We start from the raw sequence: 21,043 nt of genomic DNA, 5'->3' as shown, positions 1-21,043 counted from the left end.
GAAAGCTATTGACGCGGGAGGTCGGCGGCGGAAGGGTGACCCTCATCCGACGCTTAACCAGGAGGTTCGATGCCCCGTTCCGTCGTGTCGTCGAGCAGACGGATCCTGCTCGCCGCCGCCGTGGCCGCCACCACGGCCCTTGTGCCCCTCGGTACCACCGCCTCCCCGGCCGCGGCCGGCCAGACCCCCGAACGCCAGCAGCAGTACGCTGACGCCGCCGCCGAGTACGGCGTGCCGGAGAGCGTCCTGCTCGGTGTCTCCTACCTCCAGTCCAGGTGGGACACCAACTCCGGCACCCCCAGCACCAGCGGTGGGTACGGGCCGATGCACCTCACCGACGCCGAGTACGTCGCCGGCCTGCCCACCGGCACCCACCACGACTCCGGCGACGAGGACCCGCGCGGGGACGACTCCCGCCCGGCCCCCGCCGCCGCCCGGCCCTCGGCCGACGAGGCCCCGGCCGCCGCGTCGTTGCAGACCCTGGACACCGCCGCCACCCTCACCGGGGCCGACGAGGCTGCCCTGCGCGCCGACGCGCCGACGAACATCCGGGGCGGGGCGGCGCTGCTCGCGTCGTACCAGCGGCAGATCGGCGCCCCGGTCGGGGCCGACACCGACCCGGCGGCCTGGTACGGCGCGGTGGCCCGGTACGCCGGCGCGGACGGCGCCGACGCGGCGGCTGCCTTCGCCGACGAGGTCTTCGGCACCATCGCCGAGGGCGAGAGCCGGGTGACCGACGACGGGCAGCGGGTGACCCTCGCGGCCCGCGCGGTGACCCCGCAGAAGTCCTGGCTGGACCGGCTCGGCCTGCGCCTGCCGGAGCGCCCCGACGGCCTGGAGTGCCCGTCGACCATCTCCTGCGAGTGGATCCCCGCGCCGTACCAGTCGCTCAGTGCCGACCCCGGTGACTACGGCAACCACGACCTGTCCGACCGGCCGAAGCGGCAGAAGGTCGAGTACATCCTCATCCACGACACCGAGGGCCGCTACGCGGGCACGGTCAACATGGTCCAGGACCCGACCTACGTGAGCTGGCACTACACGCTGCGCTCGGTGGACGGGCACATCGCCCAGCACGTGAAGACCAAGGACGTCGCCTGGCACGCCGGCAACTGGTACGTCAACGCCAAGTCGATCGGGCTGGAGCACGAGGGCTTCGCCGCCCAGGGCACCTGGTACACCGAGGCGATGTACCGCACCTCGTCGAAGCTGGTCCGGTACCTCGCGCTGCGGCACGGCGTCCCGCTGGACCGGCAGCACATCATCGGCCACGACAACGTCCCCGGCACCGTCGCGGCGAACGTGCGGGGCATGCACTGGGACCCGGGGCCGTACTGGGACTGGTCGCACTACTTCGACCTGCTGCGCGCGCCGGAGCTCAACACCGGCACCCCGCTGACCGGCATGGTGCGGATCGACCCCGACTTCGCCACCAACCGGCCGGCGTTCACCGGCTGCGTGACGGCGGGCGTGCCCTGCCCGTCGCGCGGCTCCTCGGCGGTGGTGCTGCGCAGCGCGCCGAGCGCCGACGCGCCACTGGTCAACGACATCGCCCTGCGTCCGAACGGCTCGCCGGCCACGATGGCCGTCTCCGACCACGGCGCCCGCGCGTCGACCGGGCAGACGTACGCCCTGGCCGGCCGCGAGGGCGACTGGACGGCGATCTGGTACCTCGGCCAGAAGGCGTGGTTCCACAACCCGGCGTCCGCGCCCACCGCGGCGTGGACCGTCGGCCTGGTGGCCACCCCGAAGGCCGGGAAGGCGACGATCCCGGTGTACGGGCGGGCCTACCCGGAGGAGGCGGCGTACCCGGCCGGCGTGCCGTACCAGCCGATCTCGCCGTTGCAGTACACCCTCTCCGCCGGCCAGCGGTACGCCGTCGGCAACGTGCTGCCCGGCGAGTACTACCGGGCCACCACGTTCGACGGCACGGCCCCCGGTGACCGGACGGTGATCCGGGGCGAGAAGACGTACGTGCAGATCCAGTTCGGCCACCGGATCATGTACGTCGACCGCGCCGACGTGAACCTGGTGCCGTCCCCGCTGGGCGCGCCCCGCTGACGGTTTCCTCGGCACGACGAAGGCCCCCGGTCGGGTGACCGGGGGCCTTCGTCGTGGGCGGTGCTCAGGTGCGGGGCCGCACGGCGTCAGCCGGGTCGGCGGAAGCCGGCGACCGGCATGGTGTTGATGCTGCTCACGTTGACCGGTTTACCGGCCCGGGGCGCGTGCACCATTTTGTCGTTGCCGAGGTAGAGGCCGACGTGGTGCAGGTCGCTGAAGAAGAACACCAGGTCACCCGGGCGGGCCTCCGAGCGCGGGATGGCCCGGCCCTCGTTCCACTGTGCGCCGGTGAAGTGGGTCAGCGAGATCCCGGCCGCCTTGTACGCGTACTGGGTCAGGCCGGAGCAGTCGAACGAGTTCGGGCCGGTGGCCCCCCAGACGTACGGATCGCCGACCTGGGCGCAGGCGGTCCTGATCGCGGTCCGGGCGGCCGCGCTGACCACGCCCTGGATCGTGGGGCAGCCGCCGCCGGCGGGCACCACGGTCTTCGGCATCGACGCCTGCAACTGCTTGATCTCGGTGTTGATCTGCGTCTTCTTGGCCGCCAGTTCCTTGGTCTGCTTCTCCTGGCTGACGATCAGCGTGTCCAGCTTCAGCTTCTGTCCGTCGTACTTGGCCCGGACGGCGAGCACGCCCTGCAACTGACGGCGCTCCTCCGAGGCCAGCCGGTCCAGCATGGTGAGCTGCTCGGCGAGCGTCCCCGGCTTGGTGCTGACCAGCAGCGCGCCGAGGTCCTGCGACGGGCCGGAGATGTAGTAGCGGGCGGCGAGGTCACCGACCCGGTTCATCGCCAGCTCGGTCTCGAGCGCGAGCGGCTCGATCTTCTTCTGCAGCTCCGCCGACTTCTGCTTGTTCAGCTTGAGCTGGGCACGCACCTTGTTGTACTGCTCGATGGTGGGTTCGAGCTGCTCCCACTTCTTGTCGATCTGCGCCTCGATCTCGTCGACCGAGGGCTCGGCGTACGCGGGCGCGGTCAGGGTTCCGGCGCCCACGGCAACCGCCGCGACCAGGGTGAGCAGGCGTCGTACGAACCGGCGGGTGCCACCCGGACGAGCAGGTGACCGGCCCGGGACATGGCGATGGGGGGGCATGGTTGCCACCGGCACCGACTCCTTCGCAACCGACCGCCGGGCGCCTCGCGAGAGGGAAGATCGAGGCAGACGACCCACAGCGGTCAGCGCCCCACATTAGGCGAGGCCCACTCGGGGAATCAAGGTGGGTCGCCTACGGTCACGTACCGGAAACCGTTCGCACACCACGGATGCGGTCCGGCGGGGGCGACTCAGCCGACGATTGCCGTCAACACGTCGTCGAGGGTCACCACGCCCAGCGGCAGGCGGCCGTCGCTGACCAGAACCATGTGCCGCCGCTCGCGACGCATCGCCAGCAGCAGGTCGGCCAGCGTACGGTCCGGCGGGACCACGGCCAGCGGGTGGTACACCTCGGCGGGCACCGGCGCGCGGCGGTCCGCCCCGGCGTACCCGAGGACGTCCTTGACGTGCACGAAGCCGAGCACCTTGCGGGTGGCCCGCTGCACCACGGGGAACCGGGACCGGCCCGTGCGGGTGGCCAGCACCTCCAGGGAGGCCGGCGAGACGTCCTCGGCCACCGTGGTCACCGTCGACCAGGGTTGCAGGGCGTCCGCCGCGGTGCGGGTGTGCAGGGCGAGCGCGCCGGTGATCCGGGCGTGCTCCTCCGCGTCGAGCAGCCCCTCCGTGCGGGCCTGCGCCACCAGCCCCGCCAGCTCCTCGGCGGTGAAGACCGTCTTGACCGAGTCCGTCGCCTCGACCCGCCACAGCCACAGCACCTGCCGTGCCGCCCACTTCATGGCCAGCAGCAGCGGCTTGGTCGCCGTGCAGAACGCGAGCATCGCCGGGCCCAGCCAGAGCGCCGCCGGCTCCGGCCCGGCGAGGGTGATGTTCTTCGGCACCATCTCGCCGACGACGGTGTGCAGGAAGACAACCACGCCGAGGGCGATCAGGAAGGCCACCGGGTGCACCGCCCCGGCCGGCAGCCCCAGCGCGTGGAACGGCGTCTCCAGCAGGTGCGCCAGCGCCGGTTCGGCGATCGCGCCGAGACCCAGCGAGCAGACCGTGATGCCGAGTTGCGCCCCCGCGATCATCAGCGGGATCTGGTTCATCGCCGACAGCGCCCACCGGGCCCGCTTCGACGTCGCCGCGAGCGGCTCGATCACGGTCCGCCGGGACGCGATGAGTGCGAACTCGCTGCCGACGAAGAAGGCGTTGCCGAGCAGCAGCAGCACGGTCACCGACAGTTCAAGCATCGTCGCCGGGCTCCTCCGGGCGGACCACCCGCACCTGCTCGATACGGTGCCGTTCCACCTCGACCACGGTGAACTCGTACCCGCTCTCCTCGACCGTCTCCCCGGCCACCGGGATATGCCCGAGCCGGGCCATCAGGAAGCCGGCGAGGGTCTCGTACGGCCCCTCGGGCAGCCGGAATCCGGTCTGCTCGGCCAGCTCGTCCTCGCGCAGCACCCCGTCGACCAGGGCGGTCCGCTCGCCGCCCGGCACGGTCAGCTCGACCGGGCCGCCGTCGTCGACCGCGGCCGGGTCGAACTCGTCGGCGATCTCCCCGACCAGCTCCTCCACCAGGTCCTCCATGGTCACCACGCCGTCGGTGCCGCCGTACTCGTCGACCACGATCGCCAGGTCCGAGCCGGCCGCCTTGAGCGCCGCGAGGACGCCGTCGAGGTCGAGGCTCTCCGGCACGTACACCGGCTCCCGGGCCACCGAGGCGACGCTGGTGCCGGCCCGGCGGGCGAGCGGGACACCCAGCGCGTCCGGCACCGCCGCGACGCCGGTGACCAGGTCGAGGGTCTCCTCGAAGACCGGGAACCGGGTCCGGCCGGTCTGCTGGGCAAGGATGAGCAGCTCGGCCACACTGGCCGTGGCGCGCAGCGCGATGACGTCCACCCGGGGGGTCATCGCCTCGGCGGCCCGCTTGTCGCCGAAGCGGATGGTGCGTCGCAGCAGCATCGCGGTGTCCGGGGGGAGCGCGCCGGCCTGGGCCGAGATCACCGCGAGCAGGCCAAGCTCCTCCGGGGACCGGGCGCTGGCCAACTCCTCCTGCGGTTCCACCCCGAGGCGCCGCACCAGCGTGTTCGCCGAGTTGTTCAGCCCTCTGATCAGCCACCCGAACGTCCGGGAGAAGCCGCGCATCCCCGGGGCCGTGGCCAGCGCGGTGGGCATCGGCCGGGCCAGCGCCAGGTTCTTCGGCACCAGCTCGCCGAACAGCATGGAGAGCAGGGTCGCCAGGGCGAGCGCAAGGAACGGGGTGAACCGGTCGGCGGACGCCCCCAGCGGGTGCAGCAGCGGGGTGAACAGGCGGGCCAGCGCCGGCTCGGCCAGGTACCCGGTGAGCAGGGCGGTGATGGTGATGCCGAGCTGCGCCCCGGAGAGCTGGAAGGAGAGTTCGTGCAGCGCGTGCCGGACGGTGACCGCACCGCCGTCCCCGGCCGCGGCCCGCCGGTCGAGCTCCGGCCGGTCCACGGTGACCAGTGCGAACTCGGCCGCGACGAAGAATGCGTTACCCGCCGTCAGCAGCACGAAGCCGACCAGGGGCAACACCGTGGTAACAAGAGGACTGTCGATGATCGGTTCACCTCGGCGCGATTGTTCCACGACCGGCCGCGTCGCACACGACCACGCGCAGTCGCCCCCGGCCAGTCGTCGCCCGGGGCGTCGCCGTCCACCGTGACCTGTCCGCTGTCCGCTGTCCGCCGTCCGCCCGCGCCCGGGGCGGCGCCGTCAGCTACCGGCCGGCGCGGTCTCCTTCGCGCCGGCGGCGTCCGCCGGCTTGACCGAGCGGAGCAGCACGCTGGCGACGTCGACGACCTCGACCTGCTCGCCGGCACCCTTGCCGTTCACGCCGTCGTTCAGCATCGTCGAGCAGAACGGGCAGCCGACCGCGATGGTCTTCGCCCCGGTGGCCATGGCCTCCTCGACCCGGTCCACGTTGATCCGCTTGCCGATCTTCTCCTCCATCCACATCCGGGCGCCGCCGGCACCGCAGCAGAAGGAGCGCTCGCTGTTGCGCGGCATCTCGGTGACCTCGCCGGCGATGGAGCTGTCGAGTACCTCGCGCGGCGGGGCGAAGACCCGGTTGTGCCGGCCCAGGTAGCAGGGGTCGTGATAGGTGACGCCACCGTCGACGGGCTGGACGGGGGTGAGCTTGCCGGCGCTGACCAGGTGGGCCAGGAGTTGGGTGTGGTGCACCACCTCGAACTCGCCGCCGAGCTGCCCGTACTCGTTGCCCAGGGTGTTGAAGCAGTGCGGGCAGGTGGCGACGATCTTGCGCTTGTTCTTCTCTCGGCCCTCGAAGGCCTCGTTCAAGGTCTCCACGTTCTGCTGGGCGAGCATCTGGAAGACGAACTCGTTGCCGATCCGGCGGGCCGGGTCGCCGGTGCAGGTCTCGCCCTCGCCGAGGATGGCGAAGCTGACGCCGGCCTCGTTGAGCAGCGTGGCGACCGCCCGGGTGGTCTTCTTGGCCCGGTCCTCGAACGCGCCCGCGCAGCCGACCCAGAAGAGGTACTCGAAGTCCTCGACCTCACCGACCCGGGGCACCTCGAAGCCGAGGCCCTTGGTCCAGTCCTCCCGGGTGTTCTGCGGCGCACCCCACGGGTTGCCCTTGTTCTCCAGGTTACGCAGCATCACGCCGGCCTCCGACGGGAAGCTCGACTCGATCAACACCTGGTAGCGGCGCATGTCGACGATGTGGTCGACGTGCTCGATGTCGACCGGGCACTGCTCGACGCACGCCCCGCAGGTGGTGCAGGACCAGAGCACGTCGGGGTCGATGATGCCGCCGTCCTCGGCCCCGCCGATCAGCGGCTTCTCGGCCTCGGCGAGCGCCAGCACGTCCATGTGGGCGAGCTGCGCGGCGGTTGCCTTCTCCTCGCCGGTCAGGTCCTTGCCGCCGCCGGCCAGCAGGTACGGCGCCTTGGCGTACGCGTGGTCGCGCAGGCTCAGCACCAGCAGCTTCGGCGACAGCGGCTTGCCGGTGTTCCAGGCCGGACACTGCGACTGGCACCGGCCGCACTCGGTGCAGGTGCTGAAGTCGAGCAGGCCCTTCCAGGTGAACTGCTCGACCTGGGCGACGCCGAACTGGTCCTTCTCCGGGTCGGCCTCCTCGAAGTCGAGCGGCTTGCCCTCGCTCATCATCGGCCGCAGCGCGCCGAGCCCGGAGCCGGCCTCACCCGGGTTGCGCTTGAAGAAGATGTTGAAGAACGCCAGGAAGCGGTGCCAGGCGACGCCCATGGTCACGTTGAGCGCGATGACGATCAGCCAGGTCATCGAGATGGCGATCTTGATGACGGCGGCGATGCTGACGCCGGCCTCCCAATCGGGCAGCAGCGAGCCGACGGCGTGACTGACCGGGGTGGCCCAGACCGGGTACTCGAAGTGGTCGGTGGCGACCTTGAAGCCCCGGATGACGAAGCCCATGATCAGCACCGCGAGGACCACGGCCTCGACGAAGTAGCCCTGCCACATGGTCGAACCGGTGAACCGGGACCGCCCGCCCGGCCGGGTCGGCCGGTTCCGGACCCGGATCGCGATCAGCACCAGGATGCCGACCACGCCGAGCACCGCGATCAGCTCGGTGACCAGGCCGTAGACCGCCAGGCCACCGATCAGCGGAAGGCCGCCGGTCGGGGAGACGACCTCGAAGTACGCCTCCAGCACCAGCAGCGACAGCACGATGAAGCCGACCATCACGAACCAGTGCGCGGCGCCCACGACGCCCCACCGGAGCATCCGCGTGTGGCCGGCGGTCTCCACCAGCATCGTCTTCGTGCGGGTGGCCCTGTCGGTGAACCGATCCGGATCGGGCCGACCCAACCGGATCACTGCCACCATCTTCATGACGGCACGCACCGCAAGCCACACCGCCACGGCGGTGATGGCGGCCGCGAGGATCGTGGTGACGATCTGGACGCTGCCCATCGAGTTGGCCTCCCGGTCTGCTGCCTGTCGAGCGGCTCGGCGACCGGGTCAGGTGCGTGACCGGCGTTCCGCCGACCCCGCACACCGACCGGACCGGTCGATGACCTCGCTCCGCTCGGTCATGCAGTGCAGCCTACGCGCAAGGTTACCCAGCAGTAACGTGAGTCATCTCGCACCTGGGGCCACGCCGCCCTGCGGACACCATAGGGGGCCCGGCGCCGAAGCGCCGGGCAGGGGCCAGCGAGGTGACGTGGAGCGTGTCCACCACCGAGAACGACGCGCCGGGCCGACGCCCGGCGCGGTCAGCGCCAGCGGGAGAGCAGCACCAGGGATCCGACCATCGCGCCGAAGCCCACCGCGAGGTTCCAGTAACCCCACGACATGACCGGGTACGCCTGCTCGGAGAGGTAGTAGATCACCAGCCAGCCGATGCCGGCGACGATCAGCGCAACCGCCGTGATCGGCAGCCAGACCGGGCTAGGCTTGCGCGTCGCCGCCGTCGCCGTCGGACGCACGTCCGTCGGCGGGGTGTACACCTTCTTCTTGCGGACCTGAGACTTGGGCACGACGCTCTCCAGAGGGGGTGACGACCTCGTCCGGCCTGACAACCGGGCACGGGGGCGACGGTCCATGGCCAATAATGTTTCGACAGCTAGCGTAGTCCCGAAGGCCCGTCCAGGCCATGAATGGGGTCAGGCCGATGCGCGGAGTGACCGAAAAGGGCGGGACTGTTCGGGTACCCGCACCGGTCCGCGTCGTGGCGGGCTGACACCAGACGACGCGGAAGGAACGGTCGGTGGAGTACACATCCGGCGCCGCCTCCTGGCGGAAGGTCCTCCGGCGGGCGGTCATCGCCCTCCTGCCCCGACGCCCACGCCAGCGCCGACCGGGCTGGTCGATCGGGGTGCCGCTGATCGCCGCCGCGGCCGGGCTGCTCTTCACCACCACCGCGACGACCGCCGGGGGCACCGCCCTGCGCGAGGACCGCCGCCCCCAACTCACGCAGCTCATCGAGGAACGCCGGGAGCAGGTCGCGACGAGCGAGCTGCGGGCCGCCCGGCTGCGCGACGAGGTCGAGGGCGAGACCGCCGCCCTCGCCGACTCCGACGGCCCGATCAGGGATCAGCGGGACCGCGCCGCCACCAGCCTCCAGGCCGCCGGGTTCACCGCGCTGAGCGGGACCGGCGTCGCCGTGGAGCTGGACGACGCGCCGCGCCGCCCGGAGCAGGGGCTGCCCGAGGGTGCCAGCAACGACGACCTGGTCGTCCACCAGCAGGATGTCCAGGCCGTGGTGAACGCGTTGTGGGCCGGCGGCGCGGAGGCCATGTCAATCATGAACGTCCGCGTGCTCGCCACCAGCGCGGTACGCTGCGTGGGTAACACCCTGCTGCTGCACGGCCGGGTGTACTCCCCACCGTTCAAGATCGTGGCAATCGGCGATCCAGCTGCCCTCCAGCAGGCCCTCGCCGCCTCCGAGGGAGTCCGGGTGTTCAAGGGCGTGGTCGACGACTTCCACCTCGGGTACCGGGAGACGGTCTCGACGGTCACCGTGCCGGCCTTCGAGGACTCGACAGCCCTACGCGCTGCCAAGGTGCCCAGGTGAGCCGGACGCCCGACGACCGCTGGGACGGCCGGCGCCCCGGCCGGGACGAGGAGGCGACCGACTTCCTCCCCCCGGTCGACCGCCCCGGCCCGAGCCCGTCGGAGCGACCCGGCCAGGCCGGCCCCTGGCCCCACCCGGTGCTGCCGCCCCGCTCGACGGCCTCCCGAGGCGGCCATCCGGCGGCACCCGGCACCCGGCCGAAGCCGGCGGACGCCCCGCCCGCCTGGACCGGCCCCGCCGCGAACCGCCCGGCGTCCGCCGCCGAGGCCCCCACCGCCTTCCTCCCGACGGTGCCGCCCGGCCGGCCACCGGTTACCGGCCCGGCCCTGGACTCGACCGCGCTGATGGGCGCCGTGCCCCGCATGGCGCAGAGCGACGACCCGGGCCGAGCCGACGCCGAGCCGGCCGAGCCGCCCCGACCGCGCCGTGGCGAGCGGGTGGTCCAGCTCCGGGCCGAGCAGACCGGCGAGGGCTACAAGAGCGTCTACTCCGAGCTGACCCGGCCGTCCATCTGGACCCGGCTGCGCACCGGGGTACGGGTCACCGGCGAGGTGCTGATCACCTTCGGCCTGGTGGTGCTCCTCTTCGCCGGGTACGAGGTGTGGGGCAAGTCGGCCATCGTCGACGCCCATCAGAACGACCTCGACCGTCAGCTCGCCCAGGCCTGGGGTGCGAGCGGCGACCCGACCGTGGCCCCCACCGCCACCGCCACCGCCAAGCCCAAGCCGCCGGTGCACGGCAAGCCCCTCGCCGGGCTCTACATCCCGAAGCTCGACAAGAACTGGGTGGTGGTCGAGGGCGTCACCCAGGCGGACATCCGGTACGCCCCCGGCCACTACCCGGACAGCGCCATGCCGGGGGAGGTGGGCAACTTCGCCGTCGCCGGCCACCGCAACCGGGCCACGTTCTGGCGGCTGGACGAGCTGGACAGCGGCGACGCCATCGTGGTCGAGGGCAAGACCGACTGGTACGTCTACAAGGTCTACAAGTCCCGGATCGTCAAGCCGAACCAGGTCGAGGTCGTCGCCCCCGTGCCGATGCAACCGGGCGCGAAGCCGACGAAGAAGCTGCTCAGCCTCACCACCTGCAACCCGAAGTTCGACAACTACCAGCGCCTGATCATCCACGCCGAACTGGACCGCACCGAGGCCAAGTCGGCCGGCCGGCCGGCGGAACTGGGGGCCTGACGATGTACGGCTGGATCTGGCGCAGGCTCCCGCTGGGGCTACCCGGCAAGCTGGCCGGTTCGCTGCTGCTCGCCACCGCGACGGTCGCCCTGCTGTGGTACGTGGTCTTCCCGTGGGCGGAGCCGCTGCTCCCCTTCGACGACGTGCAGGTCACGCAGGACTCCGGTGAGCCGGGCGGCGAGCCGGGCGTGGACGGGAGCGCCCCGCCCGGCGACGAGCACGACCTGCCGTACAACACCGACCAGAACAACACCCCGCCCCCCAGCCCGAACAGGTGAGTCGATGCGCGTCCTGGTGATCGACAACTACGACTCGTTCGTCTTCAACCTCGTGCAGTACCTCGGCCAGCTCGGCGTCGACTGCGACGTGCGGCGCAACGACGAGATCGACGTCGAGGAGGTGGGCCGGGTCGGCGCGGCCGGCGTCCTGCTCTCCCCGGGGCCGGGCAGCCCGGACCGGGCCGGCATCTGCCTCGACGTCATCCGCCGGTACGCGGGCGAGCTGCCGATCTTCGGCGTCTGCCTGGGTCATCAGGCGATCGGCGAGGCGTTCGGGGCGACCGTGGCCCGCGCCCCCGAGCTGCTGCACGGCAAGACGTCCGAGGTGCGACACCACGCGGTGGGGGTGCTGGCCGGGCTGCCGGACCCGTTCACCGCCACCCGGTACCACTCGCTCACCGTGCTGCCCGAGACGCTGCCCGACGAGCTGGAGGTCACCGGCTGGACGGGCTCCGGGGTGGTGATGGCGATGCGGCACCGGACGCTGCCGATCGAGGGCGTCCAGTTCCACCCGGAGTCGGTGCTCACCGAGGGCGGCCATCTGATGCTGGCCAACTGGCTGGCCACGTGCGGCCACCCGGAGGCGCTGGAGCGCGCACCGGAGCTGTCCGCCGAGGTCGACGCCCGCCGCCGCTCGGCGTTCGCCGCCGCCTGACGTCGACCGGTCGCGCCCGCCCCACCCCGAAAGCCGACCGGTCGCGCCCGCCCCACCCCGAGGCCGACCGGTCGCGCTCGCGCCGCCCGAGGCCGGAAACGACGAACCCGGCCCCTCGGAGGGGCCGGGTTCGGTGGTCACTGCTCGGGGAGGCGGACCGGCGGGGTCGGGAGCGGCAGCCCGCCGCCGCGGCCCGCCGGCGGGGTCGGACTGCTGGACGGCGGCGTCCCGGTCGGCTCGGTGGGCTCCGGGCTGGGTTCGGGGATGTCCACCTCGATGGTCACCCGCTTGCCCTTCTCCAGACTCGTGCCACCCCGCGGGTTCTGGCCGGACACCTTGCCGGCCTGGTCGGCCGGCACCTCGTCACCGTCGACGATCTTCACCACGTAGCCGGCCCGCTCCAACTCCCGCTTCGCGTCCTCCGCCGAGGAGCCGACGACGTTCGGCACCTCACGGATGTTGCCCTTGGAGACCGTCACCGTCACCTGGGTGTCCTCGGCGACCATGGTCCCGGAGGGCGGGTCGACCTCCGTGACGTTCCCCTCGGCGGCCTCGCTGCTCACTTCCTTCTTGGTCACCCGAAGATTCAGCCCCTTGAGCTGCTGCTCGACGTTCTTGAACGGGGAGCCGACCAGGGCGCGCGGGATCGCCACCTCCGGCTTGCCGCCGCAGAGCTGGATGGTGACCCCCTCGCCCTTCTCCAGCTCGGTGCTCGCCGACGGCTCCTGCTTGACGACCGTGTCCTTCTTGCAGGTTCTGTCGAAGACCGGGTCGCCGACGGTGGGGACCAGGCCGGCACCCTCGATCGCAGCCACCGCGGCGTCCTTGGTCTGGCCCGCCAGGTTGGGAACGCCGACCTTCTCGGGGTCGCTCTCGTTCAGCAGGATGCCGGTGACCAGGGCGATCACGGCGAGCACGCCGAGCGCGGCGAAGGTGGCGATCACCCAGGAGGAGGCCCTGCGCTGCCGGGGATCGCCGACGCGGGCCGGCGGCTGCTGCCGGGTGGCCGCGCCGCCGACGACCTGGGTCGGGTACCCGGATCTGGCGGCCGCCATCGGAGCGGTCTCGGCCTCCTGCATCACGGGGGTGGCCATCACCGGCCGGCCGGCCGCCGCCCGGAGCAGGTCGGCCCGCATCTCGCCGGCGCTCTGGTACCGGTTGAGCGGGTTCTTCGACAGCGCCTTCAGCACGATCGCGTCGATCGCGGGAGTGACATCCGGGTTGATGTCGCTGGGGGTCGGCGGGGCCTCCCGGACGTGCTGGTACGCGACGCTGACCGGGCTGTCCCCGACGAACGGCGGGTGGCCGCAGACCAGCTCGAAGAGCACGCAGCCGGCCGCGTACACGTCGGATCGGGCGTCGACGGCCTCGCCGCGCGCCTGCTCCGGGGAGAGATACTGCGCCGTGCCGATGACCGCGCTGGTCTGGGTCATCGAGGTGACGCCGGCGGCCAGCGCCCGGGCGATGCCGAAGTCCATCACCTTGACCTGGCCGGTCTGGGTGAGCATCACGTTGCCGGGCTTGATGTCCCGGTGGATGATGCCGTGCCGGTGGCTGAACTCCAGCGCGGCGCACATGTCGGCGCAGATCTCCAGCGCCCGGCGCGGCTGGAGCCGCCCCTCGACGCCGAGGACCTCCTTGAGGGTCCGCCCGTTGACGAACTCCATCACGATGAACGGCAGCGTCTCGCCGGTCGGCCCGGTCTCCTCGCCGGTGTCGTACACGGCGACGATCGCCGGGTGGTTGAGCGAGGCGGCGTTCTGCGCCTCCCGACGGAACCGCATCTGGAACGTGTCGTCCCGGGCCAGGTCGGCCCGGAGCATCTTGATCGCGACGTCCCGACCGAGCCGGAGGTCACGGCCGCGGTGCACCTCGGCCATGCCGCCGTAGCCGAGCAGCTCGCCGACCTGGTACCTGCCACCGAGCAGGCGGGCCTGCGCTGTCATCGCGTCTGTCGTCCTTCGCTCGTCGTCGTCCCGCCGTCACCCGGCAGGAGCCGTCCCATCCGACGGTACGGCGTCCGGGAGGATTCGTCGCCCTCGCCGGCCGCCGACGCACCGGAGGCCACGGCCCGCATGCCGAGGCCGCCGGGATCACCGGCCGCCGCGTTCTTCCGCCAGTTGTAGGAAATCACGCCGGAGCAGAGCAGGACCACTACGGCCAGCACCACGAACAGCAGGACCACCCCTGAGCTGGACCGTTGTGGGGGGGCCGGCGGTGGGCCGGGCTGCCGTGCGTACCCGACCGGGCCCGCCTGCCGGACCGGGGCCGGTGGCACGGCCGCGGCGCCGCGCGGGTAGGCCGGCGGGGTGGCGACCGGCGGACGGGAAACGGCCGCCGGAGGCTGCGCCTGCTGGTGGGTGACCGGCGGGCGCGGCTGGTGGACGACCGGCGGCCGGGGTACGGCGGCCGGCGGACGGGGCTGCGGCGGCGCGGACGTCGGGACCGGCCGCTGCGCCACCGCGGGCGGGCGGGGCGGCCGGCGTGTGGCGGACGGCACCTGGGCGCGGGCCATCGGGGCCGCCGGGGAGGCCGGGGCGGCGGAGATCTGGCCGAGCTGCCCGGCGGTGCGGGACTGCTGGCCGAGCGCGAGCTTCGCCTGCCGGGCCACCCCGGCCAGGGCTGCGGCGCTGGGCCAGCGGGCGGTCGGGTCCTTGGCCATCGCCCGTTCGACGATCGCCCGCACCGGCGGCGGGATGTCGCCGGGCAGCGGCCGGGGGGCGTCCCGGACGTGCCTCATGGCGATCTCAAGCGGATTGTCGCCCTCGAACGGCCGCCGGCCGGCGAGGCACTGGTATGCGACCACGCCGAGGGCATACACGTCGGAGGCGGGCGTGGCGACCGCACCGGTGGCCTGCTCGGGGGAGATGTACGAGGCGGTGCCGAGCACCGAGCCGGCTGCGGTGAGCTGCCCGACCAGCTCGGAGCGGGCGATGCCGAAGTCCGTCAGCACCAGCGTCCCGTTCGGCCGGACGAGCAGGTTGCCCGGCTTCACGTCGCGGTGCACGATGCCCTTGCAGTGCGCCGCGTGCAGCGCGTCGGCGGCCTGGGCGAGCAGCGCCATGGTGCGGGCCGGGGTGAGTCGGCCGACCCGGCCGAGCGTGGAGGAGAGGGCGTCGCCCTCGACGTACTCCATCACCAGGAAGGCGATGTGCTGGTCACTGCCGTAGTCGTATACGTCGACCACGCCGGGGTGGTTGATGGTGGCCATGGTGCGCGCCTCGCCGCGGAACCGCTCGGCGAAGCCCGGCTCGTCCAGCAGCGCCGGGAGCAGGCTCTTCACCGCGACCGTCCGGCCCAGCACCTGGTCGGTGCCGCGCCACACGTCGCCCATGCCGCCGCTGGCGATCCGCTCGTCGAGGCGGTAGCGGTTGCCGAGCTGGACACCGGGGCTGAGCATGTCAGCGGCCCCCGGGGTCGGCGATCGCCGCCTGCATGATCTTGCCGGCGATCCGGGCCGCCTCGGCGCTGCCGCCGGCGCCCGCCTCCTCCAGCATCACGCAGACCGCGGAGACCGGGTTGCCGTTCTTGTCGAACGCGAAGCCGATGAACCAGCCGTGGTCCGGAGTCTGCGGGCCGGACTGGGCGGTGCCCGTCTTGCCGCCGACCCGGTAGCCGTCGATCTTCGCCTTGCGGCCGCTGCCGTTCTCCACCACGCTGACCATCATGTCGCGCAGGTCCGACGCGACGGGGCCGCTGACCGGCTGGCGCAGCTCCCGCGGCTTGGCGGTGTAGTAGCTGGTGGTGCGGTCCGGGGCGAGCAACTGCCGGACCAGGTACGGCCGCATCTGGCTGCCGCCGTTGGCGACCGTCCCGGCGATCAGCGCCCCCTGTAGCGGGGTCATCCGCACGTCGCGCTGCCCGATGGAGGACTGTGCCAGGGCGGCCGGGTCGGTGGCGCCGTCGGGGGCCTGCATCGTTCCGGTGCGGCTGGCCGCCGTCGGCAGCCCGCCCTCGCCGAGCTGGCCGACCGTGAGGTCGTCCTGCTCGAAGCCGAACTGGCGGGCCTTCTCCTTCACCTTGTCGGGACCGAGCTTGACGCCGAGCTGGGCGAAGCCGGTGTTGCAGGACTCGGTGACCGCGTCGAGCAGGGTGACCTGGTCCTCGGGGCAGATCGACGGCGCGGCGTTGCGGATCGGGGTGCCCGAGGTCGGCGGGGTCCAGCTGGAGCCGGCGGGGATCTCGGTGTTCTTGCCGACGCCGTTCTCCAGGGCGGCGGCGGCCACCACGATCTTGAAGGTGGACCCCGGGGGCAACACCTCCGACAGTGCCCGGTTCTTCAGCGGGCCGTTCGGAGCGTTGTCCAGCTTGTTGTAAGCCGCCGTCGCCTCGTTGCTGTCGTGGCTGACCAGCGGGTTCGGGTTGAAACTGGGCATGGAGACCAGCGCCTGCACCGCACCGGTACGGGGATCGAACGCGATCGCCGCGCCCTTCTTCGCCCCGACCTCGTTGTCGGCCAGCCCGGCGTACGCCGCGTCCTGGGCCCGCTTCGACAGGGTGAGCAGGACGTTGCCGCCGCCGGTCTCGTCGCCGGTGAACATGTCCCCGATCCGGTTGACGATCAACGCGTCGCTGGTGCCGGCGAGGAAGTCGTTCTCCACCCGCTCGATGCCGGTGTCGCCGAGGTTGACCGGCTTGTAGCCGAGGACGTGCGCGTACTTCTCCCCGCCGGGGTAGGTCCGCAGGAACCGCAGCTTGCCGCCGGTCTCCTTGCTGGTGGCCAGGGCGGTGCCGCCGGCCTCGATGTTGCCGCGCTTGCGCTCGTACTCGGCCACCTGGACCCGGCCGTTGTAGTCGCTGTTGCGGTACTCGTCCGCCTTGTAGGCCTGGATCCAGTTCAGGTTCGCGAAGAGCAGACCGAACAGGACCATCGCGACGACGCCAACGCGGCGCAGGGGTGCGTTCACGGCCGGATCACCTCCGTGGGGGCACCGTGCAGCTGCTCGGGCGGGCCGCCCCCGGGTCGGGCGGCGGAGCCGCCGGCCCCGGCCACCGGACGACGTGCGCCGTCGGAGACCCGCAGCAGCACCGCGATGAGCAGCCAGTTCGCCATCAGCGACGAGCCACCGGCGGACAGGAACGGGGTGGTCTGACCCGTCAGCGGGATCAGCTTGCTGATCCCGCCCACGATCACGAACACCTGGAGGCCGAGGGTGAAGGCCAGGCCACCGGCGAGCAGTTTGCCGAACGAGTCCCGCACCGCCAGCGCGGCCCGCAGCCCTCGCTCCACGATCAGCAGGTAGACCACCAGCAGCGCGGAGAGCCCGAACAGGCCGATCTCCTCGCCGATGCCGGCGAAAATGAAGTCGTTCTGCACCTCGGGGATCTCCAGCGGCTGCCCGCCGCCCGGCCCGGCGCCGAACAGGCCGCCGCTGCCGAGCGCCAGCAGGCCCTGCACCAGTTGGTAGCCGTCCTCGTACGGGTCGGCGAACGGGTCCAGCCAGATCTCGGCGCGCAGGTGGAAGTTCGCGAACGGCCCGCCGATGACGCCGCCCAGCACGTACGCCAGATAGGCCCCGCCGAAGAACAGGATCAGGCCGATGAGCAGCCAGCTCACCCGTTCGGTGGCGATGTAGAGGGTCACCACGAACATGCCGAAGTAGAGCAGCGAGGTGCCCAGGTCCTTCTCGAAGACGAGCACCAGCACGCTCAGCACCCACACCGCGAGCACCGGGCCGAGGTCCCGCCCGCGCGGGAAGTCGATGCCGAGCACCCGGTGACTGGCCAGCGAGAGCACCTCGCGCTTGCGCACCAGGTAGTAGGCGAAGAAGACGAGCAGCGCCAGCTTGGCGAACTCACCGGGCTGGATGCTGAAGCCGCCGATGCGGATCCACAGCTTCGCGCCGTAGATCTCGGAGTACCTCGCCGGCAGCACCGCCGGGATCATCACCAGCACGATGCCGGCGAGGCCCAGGGTGTACGCGTACCGCGAGATCGACCGGTGGTCGCGCATCAACGCGAGCAGGACGGCGGCGAGGAACACCGACGCGAGCGTCCAGGCGAACTGCCGGCCGCCGTTACCGGCGAAGATCGCCAGCGACTCCCGGTCCCCGGGGGTGGCCTTGGCCAGGTCGAGCCGGCGCAGGAAGCCCACGCCGATCCCGTTGAGCAGGGCCACCGCCGGCAACAGGGCCGGGTCCGCGAACGGCGCGAGAAACCGGATGACCACGTGCAGGGCCAGGAAGACGCCCGCCAGCACGGCGGTCGGGACCCAGAAGTCCGGGGTGACCGTGTCGAGCACGGTCGCCTCCACCGTCGCGCCGTACGCGGCCACGATCACCAGGGCCAGCAGCAGCAGGGACAGTTCGGCGTTGCGCCGCGACCTGGCCATGCGTACGCCGGACTGCTCGCCCGTCGTGGCGGGCGAGACTGTCGGTACGGCCGCTGCGGTCACGGATGGTCCTCGGATTTTCTCAGCCGACGCTCACTCGGGCGACCGGCAGCCGGCGGGGTCGGCCGGCGTGGCCGTGTCGGAGGGCGGAACGTCGGGTGTAGTGGTGGGCGAGGACGTCAGGGTGGCTGCGGCTGATGGCGTTGCCGGGCCGCCCGGCCTGGTGGGTTCGCCGCTGGCGATCGCGGTACGGCTCGCCCCGGGGGTGGGGGTCGCCGGGCCCGGGTTGGCCGGATCCGTCGTCGCCGTCGGGCAGATCGGCTTCAGGTTCGGGTTGGCCGGGTCGTCACTGGTCAGCTCGGCCAGCCGGCGTTCGGCGTCCGGCTCGTTCTTCGCCGGGATGCCCTGCTTGACCTGCTCCTGCGCCGCCAGGGTGAGGTCGTCCAGCCGGGCGGGGCTGGTGGAGTGCACGGCCGAGAGGTCCAGGCCGGCGATCTGCCCCTGGACTCCCCGGAACACGGCCACGTCGCCCTGCTCTGTGGCGCCGACGTAGTACTGCCGCTGGGTGTAGCTCCAGCTGGCGAAGAGCACGCCACCGAGAATGACCACGAGGCCGAGGAGCATCGCGGTGGTCCGCAGCGGGCGACGCTTCGGGCGGTCGTCCTCCTCGGCCGGCTCATCGGGTGCGGGCGGCCGGGGCGCGGACAGCGCCGAGGCACGCGCGGCGGGCGTGGAGATGTCGGCGGAGGTGGCCATGCCCCGGTCTCGGGCGGCGGCGCCACCGACGATCGGGCTCGCCTCGACGATGTCATGGGCGGTGGCGTCGGCGATGATCACCGTGATGTTGTCCGGGCCACCGCCGCGCAACGCGAGCTGCACCAGCCGTTCGACGCACTGCTGCGGGTCGGTGTACTCGCGCAGGGTGTCGCCGATCGTCTCCGCACTGACGACGCCGGAGAGGCCGTCGCTGCAGATCAGGTAGCGGTCGCCGGGCAGCACCTGACGGACGCTGTACTCCGGGTCGATGTCGCGGCCGTCGAGCGCCCGGGTGAGCAACGAGCGCTGGGGGTGGCTGCTCGCCTCCTCGGCGCTGATCCGGCCCTCGTCGACGAGCATCTGGACGTACGTGTCGTCCTTGGTGATCTGCGCGAACTCGCCGTTGCGCAGGAGATAGGCCCGCGAGTCGCCGATGTGGACCATGCCCAGCTTGGTGCCGGAGAAGAGGGTCGCGGTCAGCGTGGTGCCCATCCCCTCCAGCTGCGGGTTGGCGTCCACTGTGTCGCGGAGCTGCTGGTTGGCGGTGCCCACGGCCGAGCGCAACGCGTCGACCAGGGCGTCACCGGGGACGTCCTGGTCGAGCGGCTCCATGGCACCGATGACGATGTTGCTGGCGACGTCACCGGCGGCCATGCCGCCCATGCCGTCGGCGACGGCGAGAAGCCGCGGTCCGGCGTAGACGGAGTCCTGGTTACCGTCTCGGATCAGACCGCGGTCGCTGTGGGCCGCATAGCGCAGGGTCAGAGTCATGGCCGTAATTCGAGAGAGGTGCGGCCGATACGGATCGGCACGCCGAGGGGGACGGGGGTTGGTCCGGTGACCTTAGCGCGATCCAGGTAGGTGCCGTTAGTCGATCCGAGGTCCTCGACAAACCATTGCCCGTCACGCGGCACGAGCCGGGCGTGTCGCGCGGAGGCGTAGTCGTCGGTGATGACCAGGGTCGAATCCTCGGCCCGACCGATGGTGATCTGCGATTCACCCAGGGTGATCCGGGTGCCGGCGAGCTGCCCGGCGGTCACCACCAGCTGGTGCGCGGCCCGGCCCCGCTTCACCTTCGCCGGCTTGGCCTGTGGCTGCCCGGTCGAGGCCCCCACCGCCCGCGGCGCGGCCACCAGCCGGCCCGAACGGGCGCCCGCGAACAGGTCCCGGCGGATGACGCCGACCACCGTGAACACGAAGATCCACAGCAGGATGAGGAACCCGAACCGGGCGACGGTGATGACGAGTTCCGGCAAGGCGGATCAGCCGTCCACGCGGAAGGTCAGGGTGGTGGTGCCGAGCTGGATCATGTCGCCCGGGTTGAGGGCGACGGCGGAGACCCGCTGGCCGTTGACCATGGTGCCGTTGGTCGACCCGAGATCGGTCAGCACAACCTGTCCACCGTCGAAGTCCAGCCGGGCGTGTCGCCGGGAGATGCCGACGTCCGGCAGGCGCAGGTTGGCCTGGTCGCCGCGGCCGATCACCGTCGAGCCCATCTGGAGCGGATAGGTGCGGCCGTCGCCGGAGACCAGCCGGACGTTGCGCCCGCCGCCGTGTCCCGGCGGAGGACCGTAGCCGCCACCCTGGTCGTACGCCGGGTAGGCGGGCGGGCCCTGGTCGTAACCGCCCTGGTCGTAGCCGGGCGCGGAGACCGGGGCGACGTCGCCGCCGGTGTAGACCTCGGCGGTGACCCGGAACATCCCGGTGTCGAGGCCCTCGCCGCGCTCGATCTCGACGATCACGTCGCCGTAGACCGTCCAGGCCTGCTCGCCGATGAACTCCGCCTGCGACTGGGCCAGCTCCTGGGCCAGCGCGGCGGCGTACGGCGCCAGACGGCTGTGGTCGTAGGGCGAGAGATCGATCACGTAGCGGTTGGGCACCAGCGTTCGCCCACCGGCCAGGATCGCCTTGTGCGCCTCGGCCTCCCGCTGCATGGCGTTGAGGATCTCCACAGGGTGAACCACCCCTTTGAAGACCTTGGCGAAGGCTCCCTCGACCAGGCCTTCCAAACGCTTCTCAAAGCGTTGCAGCACGCTCACCGGCTCCTCCTCGGGTCCCGAGGACATGATGGTATCCGGCCGGCGCGCGTGCAGCTCACACGCCGCTCGGCCGTCCGCTGCCGGCCCGCTCGGGCGGGCCGGTGCCCTCGTGCTACAGTTTCGTCCGCCACGAACGGTAACCGGTCGTGGCCAGGGTCGGAAAGACC

General features: G+C 72.0%; 16 protein-coding genes and 1 pseudogene. 5 read left to right on the top strand and 12 right to left on the bottom strand.

Annotated elements, in window-relative coordinates:
* The first annotated feature begins 69 nt into the window (after nt 1-69).
* Complete coding sequence (locus ABT023_RS01225) at nt 70-2,061, top strand: N-acetylmuramoyl-L-alanine amidase (protein ID WP_350880373.1); 1,992 nt, start codon at nt 70-72, stop codon at nt 2,059-2,061.
* 86 nt (nt 2,062-2,147) lie between these two features.
* On the opposite strand, the gene ABT023_RS01220 is transcribed toward ABT023_RS01225, so the two are convergent.
* From ABT023_RS01220 to ABT023_RS01200, 5 genes are all read right to left on the bottom strand, one after another.
* Nucleotides 2,148-3,167, bottom strand: coding sequence for a C40 family peptidase (locus ABT023_RS01220; RefSeq protein WP_350880371.1), 1,020 nt, complete (start codon nt 3,165-3,167; stop codon nt 2,148-2,150).
* A 176-nt stretch (nt 3,168-3,343) separates the two neighbouring features.
* The gene (locus ABT023_RS01215; RefSeq protein WP_350880370.1) at nt 3,344-4,345 is read right to left on the bottom strand and encodes a hemolysin family protein; all 1,002 of its coding nucleotides are present in this window, start codon (nt 4,343-4,345) and stop codon (nt 3,344-3,346) included.
* Nucleotides 4,338-5,648 (bottom strand): hemolysin family protein, encoded by a 1,311-nt coding sequence (locus tag ABT023_RS01210; protein WP_350880622.1) that lies wholly within the window; start codon nt 5,646-5,648, stop codon nt 4,338-4,340. The genes ABT023_RS01215 and ABT023_RS01210 overlap by 8 nt, the downstream gene beginning before the upstream one ends.
* 183 nt (nt 5,649-5,831) lie before the next feature.
* Complete coding sequence (locus ABT023_RS01205; protein WP_350880368.1) at nt 5,832-8,027, bottom strand: (Fe-S)-binding protein; 2,196 nt, start codon at nt 8,025-8,027, stop codon at nt 5,832-5,834.
* A gap of 302 nt (nt 8,028-8,329) precedes the next feature.
* Nucleotides 8,330-8,593: a cell division protein CrgA gene (locus ABT023_RS01200; RefSeq protein ID WP_350880366.1), complete on the bottom strand. Its 264-nt coding sequence runs from the start codon at nt 8,591-8,593 to the stop codon at nt 8,330-8,332.
* Nucleotides 8,594-8,823: 230 nt separating this feature from the next.
* Between ABT023_RS01200 and ABT023_RS01195 the strand changes: the two genes are divergently transcribed.
* The 4 genes and pseudogenes from ABT023_RS01195 to ABT023_RS01180 all read left to right on the top strand — a co-directional run bounded on the left by ABT023_RS01195 (nt 8,824) and on the right by ABT023_RS01180 (nt 11,750).
* Nucleotides 8,824-9,630 carry a DUF881 domain-containing protein gene (locus ABT023_RS01195; protein ID WP_350880364.1) on the top strand — a complete coding sequence of 269 codons (807 nt, stop codon included), beginning with the start codon at nt 8,824-8,826 and terminating at the stop codon, nt 9,628-9,630.
* A gap of 83 nt (nt 9,631-9,713) precedes the next feature.
* A pseudogene (locus tag ABT023_RS01190) lies at nt 9,714-10,817 on the top strand (class E sortase); the annotation flags it as partial.
* A 2-nt stretch (nt 10,818-10,819) separates the two neighbouring features.
* Nucleotides 10,820-11,095 (top strand): hypothetical protein, encoded by a 276-nt coding sequence (locus tag ABT023_RS01185; protein WP_350880362.1) that lies wholly within the window; start codon nt 10,820-10,822, stop codon nt 11,093-11,095.
* Nucleotides 11,096-11,099: 4 nt separating this feature from the next.
* A complete protein-coding gene (locus tag ABT023_RS01180; protein ID WP_350880360.1) occupies nt 11,100-11,750 on the top strand; it encodes an aminodeoxychorismate/anthranilate synthase component II in 651 nt (216 codons plus the stop codon).
* Between the two features lie 137 nt (nt 11,751-11,887).
* Here the strand turns inward: ABT023_RS01180 and pknB are convergent, their stop codons facing one another.
* From pknB to ABT023_RS01145, 7 genes are all read right to left on the bottom strand, one after another.
* Entirely contained in the window at nt 11,888-13,696 is a 1,809-nt protein-coding gene (gene pknB / locus ABT023_RS01175) for a Stk1 family PASTA domain-containing Ser/Thr kinase (RefSeq protein WP_350880358.1), read from the bottom strand.
* The gene (locus ABT023_RS01170) at nt 13,693-15,150 is read right to left on the bottom strand and encodes a serine/threonine-protein kinase (RefSeq protein WP_350880356.1); all 1,458 of its coding nucleotides are present in this window, start codon (nt 15,148-15,150) and stop codon (nt 13,693-13,695) included. The genes pknB and ABT023_RS01170 overlap by 4 nt, the downstream gene beginning before the upstream one ends.
* Before the next feature lies 1 nt (nt 15,151).
* On the bottom strand, nt 15,152-16,657 hold the full coding sequence (locus tag ABT023_RS01165) for a peptidoglycan D,D-transpeptidase FtsI family protein (protein WP_350880354.1): 1,506 nt from the start codon (nt 16,655-16,657) through the stop codon (nt 15,152-15,154).
* Nucleotides 16,654-18,081 carry an FtsW/RodA/SpoVE family cell cycle protein gene (locus tag ABT023_RS01160; protein ID WP_350880620.1) on the bottom strand — a complete coding sequence of 476 codons (1,428 nt, stop codon included), beginning with the start codon at nt 18,079-18,081 and terminating at the stop codon, nt 16,654-16,656. Before ABT023_RS01160 ends, ABT023_RS01165 begins: the two co-directional genes overlap by 4 nt.
* A gap of 93 nt (nt 18,082-18,174) precedes the next feature.
* Nucleotides 18,175-19,608: a PP2C family protein-serine/threonine phosphatase gene (locus ABT023_RS01155; protein WP_350880352.1), complete on the bottom strand. Its 1,434-nt coding sequence runs from the start codon at nt 19,606-19,608 to the stop codon at nt 18,175-18,177.
* On the bottom strand, nt 19,605-20,093 hold the full coding sequence (locus ABT023_RS01150) for an FHA domain-containing protein FhaB/FipA (protein ID WP_350880350.1): 489 nt from the start codon (nt 20,091-20,093) through the stop codon (nt 19,605-19,607). Before ABT023_RS01150 ends, ABT023_RS01155 begins: the two co-directional genes overlap by 4 nt.
* 6 nt (nt 20,094-20,099) lie before the next feature.
* A complete protein-coding gene (locus tag ABT023_RS01145) occupies nt 20,100-20,903 on the bottom strand; it encodes an FHA domain-containing protein (RefSeq protein WP_161688773.1) in 804 nt (267 codons plus the stop codon).
* Nucleotides 20,904-21,043 lie beyond the last annotated feature (140 nt).

The organism is Micromonospora sp. NPDC002296 (genome assembly GCF_040296145.1).
Classification (GTDB): domain Bacteria; phylum Actinomycetota; class Actinomycetes; order Mycobacteriales; family Micromonosporaceae; genus Micromonospora.
The sequence above is the reverse complement of the archived record's forward strand: the minus strand, read 5'-3'. Positions and strand labels throughout refer to the sequence as shown.